The sequence below is a fragment of the Hydrocoleum sp. CS-953 genome, from assembly GCF_002260545.1.
In the GTDB taxonomy this organism is placed as follows: Bacteria; Cyanobacteriota; Cyanobacteriia; order Cyanobacteriales; family Microcoleaceae; genus Trichodesmium.
In genome coordinates this window covers 1-6,029 of the sequence record NZ_LGSU01001012.1, presented here as the reverse complement: position 1 = coordinate 6,029, position 6,029 = coordinate 1, and the positions used below count along the sequence as shown (strand labels likewise).

The window sequence follows — 6,029 nt, the reverse complement described above, 5'->3', positions numbered from 1 at the left end:
CTTATCAGGCAGGTCGTGAGTATGCCAGCATTGGATTATCATTACTAGGAGAAAATGCTTGGTCTAGGCAATATGAATTGACTTTAGAAAAATATGTCCGAAAAATGTAAAAGTATTTACTGGTATTGGTTTTAGGCTTTTTAGGTCTGTAAAAAGTACGCCTGTTTCAGCTCTTTAACCTCAAAAAGGAGCGGATTTTGGGCGCATAGTTAAGTAAAAAAATTACTCCCCTACTCCCCTACTCCCTACTCCCCTACTCCCCTACTCCTGACAAAAAACTTTTTCAGCAAACCCTAATTATTTAAGTAGGGTTTGCTGAAGAAATATAAAAGTATTAACAGATAAATATTTTAGCCTTTTTAAGTCGGCAAAAAGTACCTAATTTTGAGCTGCTTTATACTCAAAAAGTCAGGATTTTGCGGAAGAGTTGAGAAAAAAAATTACTCCTCTACTCCCCTACTCCCCCACTCCTAAAAAAAAGACTTTTTCAGCAAACCCTCAGTAAGTATTCAGCCGTCAGCTATTAGCTATCAGCTTCCGGGAAATATCTAGATTTCCAGCCACACAATGTATGGCTGGGTGCATCTCAATGCGTGAAGAAAGCCAAAAATTTATCGCTTTTAGGGAACAGGGAACAGGGAACAGGAAATAGGGAATAGGGAATAGGGAATAGGAAAAAAGTATTTTGGCAAATATGAGATGCACCCGTATGGCTTGACAACTCAACCCTCGTTTTTGNCCAAAAATTTATCGCTTTTAGGGAACAGGGAACAGGGAACAGGAAATAGGGAATAGGGAATAGGGAATAGGAAAAAAGTATTTTGGCAAATATGAGATGCACCCGTATGGCTTGACAACTCAACCCTCGTTTTTGTACTTCAATTTATGGCTTGAAAATGTATTATCAGTTCAAAGATTTGCTTGATTTATAATTAGGGTTTGCTGAATAAATATAACATCCTTTATAGATAAAAGTTTCAGCATTTTTAAGTCGGGAAAAAGTATAAGGTTTTCATTCTAGGGAGCTGCAAAAAGTTAGGATTTTGTGTTGACTCATGCCTGAAAAATCAAGGTATAATTCTTCTGACTAGCTCCTTTAATTCCCGATTTCTCCTGATTTCCCCTCCTGGGAGGGGTTAGGGGTGGGTTGACTCCTGACTCCTGACTCCTGACTCCTACCTCCTGACTCCTACCCTCACCCATAATACTTTTTCAGCAAGCCTTAATTAGAGCTGTTTCGCTTTCCTACGGAATGCTAACGCAAACGCGACATGGAAAGCGGAGCATCCCCTATACGAAAAAGCGCAGCTCATCTGGAGTAGGCTAGTGCCGCTACGCGGAAGTCAAAATCCTGAAAGGTTGCGAGGCGACAGCCGTGGCAATCTCATGGATTCAAGCATTATTGATTGGTAAGGCTTTGAGAATTTTGTAACTGGTTAGTTATTTCTGCCATTCTGCACTAGCTAACTGCTAATAGCTGAATGCTTAAATTATTAATTATTAATGGCTTTGTTGCATGAAAGTATATGGCTGTCGCACAAGCAAGTGCATATATACAAAAATAACGTCCAAAAAACTACTCTAACTATTGGACAATAGATGAATAGAACATCAATTTTGATATGGTAAAAGGCTGAAAATTTTGCCTGTAAAGGCTTTGAGGTTTAATTTCCCAACCATAACTATTGGACAATAGATGAATAGAACATCAATAATTGCGAAAGAGAGCGATATAGCTACAGAATTGATTTTCTATTGCTAATTATGCAACAGAGCCATTATTAATTATTAATGATTAAAGGTTCCTTTAATTTTTGCCTACTGCTAGCTACTAACTTACTTAAATATTCTCGTACATATTCTGCTTGTTCATAATTTAATTCATATCTATTACTTTCAGTTTCCCAATCAAAAAGAGGTTTTCCTTTCAAAATTTTATAGTCATCATTTTGCTGAGAAACTTCACTTAATAGAATTAAATCTTCCTGAGAAGGGATTAAACCAACAGGTAAATTTCCATCTAAAATAGTTTGAATTTTTTCTTGGCAAACGCGAGTATTTATACCTCGTTTCTCTAATAACTGAAAAATTTCTTTGACAGATAAAGGATAATCTGAAAAAACTTGCAATATCTCCCAAAGTAGAAAATAATCATTGTATTGTTGCTGAGGTATATCTACAATTTTTGGATATAAAGGTAAGATAGCTAAACCATAAGCAACTCTACCAATAGTTAGTTTAATATCTTCTACCTGAGATAAACAATTATCAGATCTCTGCTCATTTTCTTGCCCTAAATCTACATTTTCCGACTCAACTTTTCCATCTTGTACAATAATTGCATTAGGCAATTTTTGACGTAACCAACGAGCGATCGCCTTCCAACAACCACTACCTCCAGTACAAATAGCGCGGTTAATTCCTACAGGAGATATTCCCACCTTACTCAAAAAATTATTTAACTCCTGATTTAATTGTTGTACAAAAGGTTCTAATACTTTAGTTTCTAAATCTTTTTGTTGTAAATACTTGATATTATTTCCTATATTCAAACTAAACTCTTTTTCCGATGGCAAAATTACCTTTAAATTACGAGCCGTTACTAATAATTCTTGTCTATAGGATGAACTTTGTAACCACTGCTGTAGTTGATACCTAATTGACAAATCTGGATAACCTGGTCGTGGCCATACTTGACTGGATTTTTCCTGATCGTCTTGATTATTGGATAAACTTTTTATAATATCATCTTTTAGTAACAGTTGACAAATAATATCTTGATCTAAAGCATGACCTCCATAAGCAAAACTATGACAATAGAAGTTAGAGTAGGTTAAATTTTGCCCATTTTCCGGTAAATTCACCAACGCAAATTCTGTTGTAGTTGCCCCCACATTCACAATTAAAATTCTACCTCGTCTTAAATCTGAAATGCCATAATTTTCTGTATCTTCTGTTACCGAAGTTAATTCTGATAAAGCCGTGGCGATCGCATCCTCAATCACAACTACTTGATTGACATTTTTCACCAAACCTGCTTCTAAAACTGCCTCCCGAAGATTAAAGCGATAAGCTTCTGGCCAACTTGCAGGAGAACCCATAATTACAGAATTTAATTGTGCAAAAGCTGAGACAAAAGCTTGATGTTCCAATCCCACTGCACCACAAATATAATCATTGGTAATAACTGTTGTTTGACTGTCTTTCTCAATCAGAGAAATAGAGTTTTGGAGATTAACTTGAGGCTGAAAAGTCTTCAGTAAAGTCACTAACCCCTGTTTAACTAAACTTAGAGGAATTTGATGTTTTTCAGACCATTGTAAAATAGGTTCGTGAGAAGTTTTAGCATAAAAATTAGGAGGTAGGAGAAAAGACTCTTCTTGTTTCTCTTGTAATTTTTGCTGTTCAAATTTAATTGCAACGTAAGGGATAGTAACTTTTAAACTAGGCTTAAAATCTTCTAGTAATAAAGGTTGTTCTGCGATAGTTTCTTCCTCATCATTGTCAGCTTCTTCTAATTTTTGAGCTATATAAATAATTGATGGTAACCTATATATTTTCTCAGGATAATTAAATGTTTTAATACTTTTTGTAGAGAGAGTAAATTCTTGATTAATTTCTGGAATATCTAATTCTGGTTTAGCTACTACCAGCTCCCAATATATAGGATGAATTTCGCCACTTATGCGATTCAATAACGCTGCAGAAATACCAGTAGTACCAAAGTCAATTCCTAAATACCATGGTGAAGTTTTTTGATGTGATTTTATATCTGGTTCCATTTCTAATGAGGTCAATTTTTTTTTTCTAAATTTTGAGTATCTTCAAGTAAAGTTTCTATATCTAAAAATTCCTGATTGTCTGTTGCTATTATTTCTTCTTCATCTGTTGTAGGTGTTAAGTTCTCTAAGATATCTTCCAGAGTTATTTCATTGTCTGTATTTTCTTCTGAATTATAAATATTTTCCTGCTTACTTGCCGTTGATTTGTCAGAAATATCATCTATATTCATAAATAGATCGTCTAATTTAGCAACTTTTTCTTTAGAACCAATCACAAGACTATTATCAACTGAATCAGGAGTATTTTCTGTTGAATCTATACCCTGGTCTTCTCCTAATTGTAATTGAGTCTGTCCCGGATCGTCTATTAATTCATNCATAAATAGATCGTCTAATTTAGCAACTTTTTCTTTAGAACCAATCACAAGACTATTATCAACTGAATCAGGAGTATTTTCTGTTGAATCTATACCCTGGTCTTCTCCTAATTGTAATTGAGTCTGTCCCGGATCGTCTATTAATTCATCTACATCTATTTCCTCTAAACTTTCCAAATCAGAACGCAAATATTCTAGAGTGTTACTATCTAATAATAATCCTTTTGGTTTTTCATCTGGTTTTTCTACAGGTAACAGGCTTTGTGTTATAGGTGCCTGAATATATGTTTCTTCTGCCGATTCATCTGTAAAGTCATTTATATTTTCATTTATATTTTTTTGAGTTTCTTGAGCTTCTCTAGGAGCAATTAAGTTGTTAGTTTCTACTTCATTAACCTCTAGCTTTCCAAATAAATTACTAAGAGATTCAAGTATTTCTGTATTGTTTGAATTTTCTCTATTTTCAGAGCCGTCTAATTTTAATTCTGGAGTTAGTAATACCCCATCTTTTATTTGAACAGTTTCATTTTGATAGTTTTTTTGTTCTTGATAATTATCTTCAAAATTAGGAGGTGTTAGTTGAGCTGAAATTTCATTTTCCTGGTTGTTGCTTTTAAGTCTTTCTAAGTTTTGTTTTTCATCAATACTAGATTGATGTTTGTTCAAAGATTCTTGATTATTTGACTTATCTGGTTGGAGATTTTTTTTTTCTGTTTCTGTTGCTTCTGAGTCTGGATCTAGTCTTTTCACAAACTCATAACCAGGGTATGGCAATACTACTTTATCTATCGGCTCATTTAATTCATCTATTTCAGGAGATAGCTTTGACATTTCAAGATTTTCAGTAGCAATATTTGCTTCTACATAATTTTCTTCATTTAGCTTTTTTTGCTCACTATCATTACTATTTGAATTATCAACTTTGGAGTTTTCAAAATGATAAAATTCCTCGAATTTATCCTCTGAAATTTCCATAACCTCAGAGGTTTCAACATCCTTAATAGTCTGTCGGTAAAGATTTTGGCTAGAGTCTAAAGCACTCTGACTGGAAGATGGATGCTGAGTTGATAACTGAGATAAATGTTCTAGTAATGTTTCTTTAACTGGGCCAAGTAAAGCTTGAGAAAACTCAGAAATAATTTGCTCCTGTTTAGCGTATTGTTGAGCTAGGGCATAATTTTCTTGTCTTTGCTGTTCAAGTTGCCTAATTTCTTCTCGCAGAGCTTGTCGTTGTTCTTTAAGTATTGTGAAATCTTCTTGTAGATACTGGTTAATAGGGGCAAAAAACTCTTCTATTTGCTGTGGATGTTGTTTAATCTCAAGGTCAACAGTATTTTCTGGAATTGAAGATGGGTCAACAGATAGTAACTGTAGATTGGATCTGTTATCTACATCCTGAGTCAGATAATCCAGCATTTCCTGTAGCATTTCTTGGGTTTTTCTCAGTGTTTCTACGAGAATTTGAGGAGAACTTTGGCTACTAGATTCATTTAGCACCTCATCTATCTCCCTAATTATTGCTTGGATTCTTTTATTCTGCTTCTTCAAGAGTACCACCTCTTTTAATCACCTTCAGTAAGAATTATAGAACTTCTCAGAGTATAATCTAGTCAAATTTTTCTTTGAGTTTCCCTACTCTATCTACAAATTTGAGATAAATTTGACTATAATAGTAAATTCTTTCATTGTGTCTATAGTTAAAATGTTGATATTTAGGTGACAATAACACGGTATTATTCCAGTTATAGCCGAAATTATATTACTCTTTTCGGATAGGTTTTAGACAATGATGGAGAAATTCTTCTGTTTTGAAGATACTCGCCTAGAGCAAACTTTATGGGGATTAAACTTTAAAAATCCCGTAGGTTTG

Annotated in this window: 2 protein-coding genes; both read right to left on the bottom strand. The window is 34.1% G+C overall.

Annotation, left to right across the window (positions count from 1 at the left end; genetic code table 11):
* Positions 1-1,781: 1,781 nt before the first annotated feature.
* On the bottom strand, positions 1,782-3,797 hold the full coding sequence (locus AFK68_RS14560) for a hypothetical protein (RefSeq protein ID WP_094673429.1): 2,016 nt from the start codon (positions 3,795-3,797) through the stop codon (positions 1,782-1,784).
* Between the two features lie 362 nt (positions 3,798-4,159).
* Positions 4,160-5,656, bottom strand: a 1,497-nt coding sequence (locus tag AFK68_RS14555; RefSeq protein WP_210407405.1) for a hypothetical protein, incomplete at its 3' end; no start/stop codon positions are given.
* Positions 5,657-6,029: the final 373 nt, after the last annotated feature.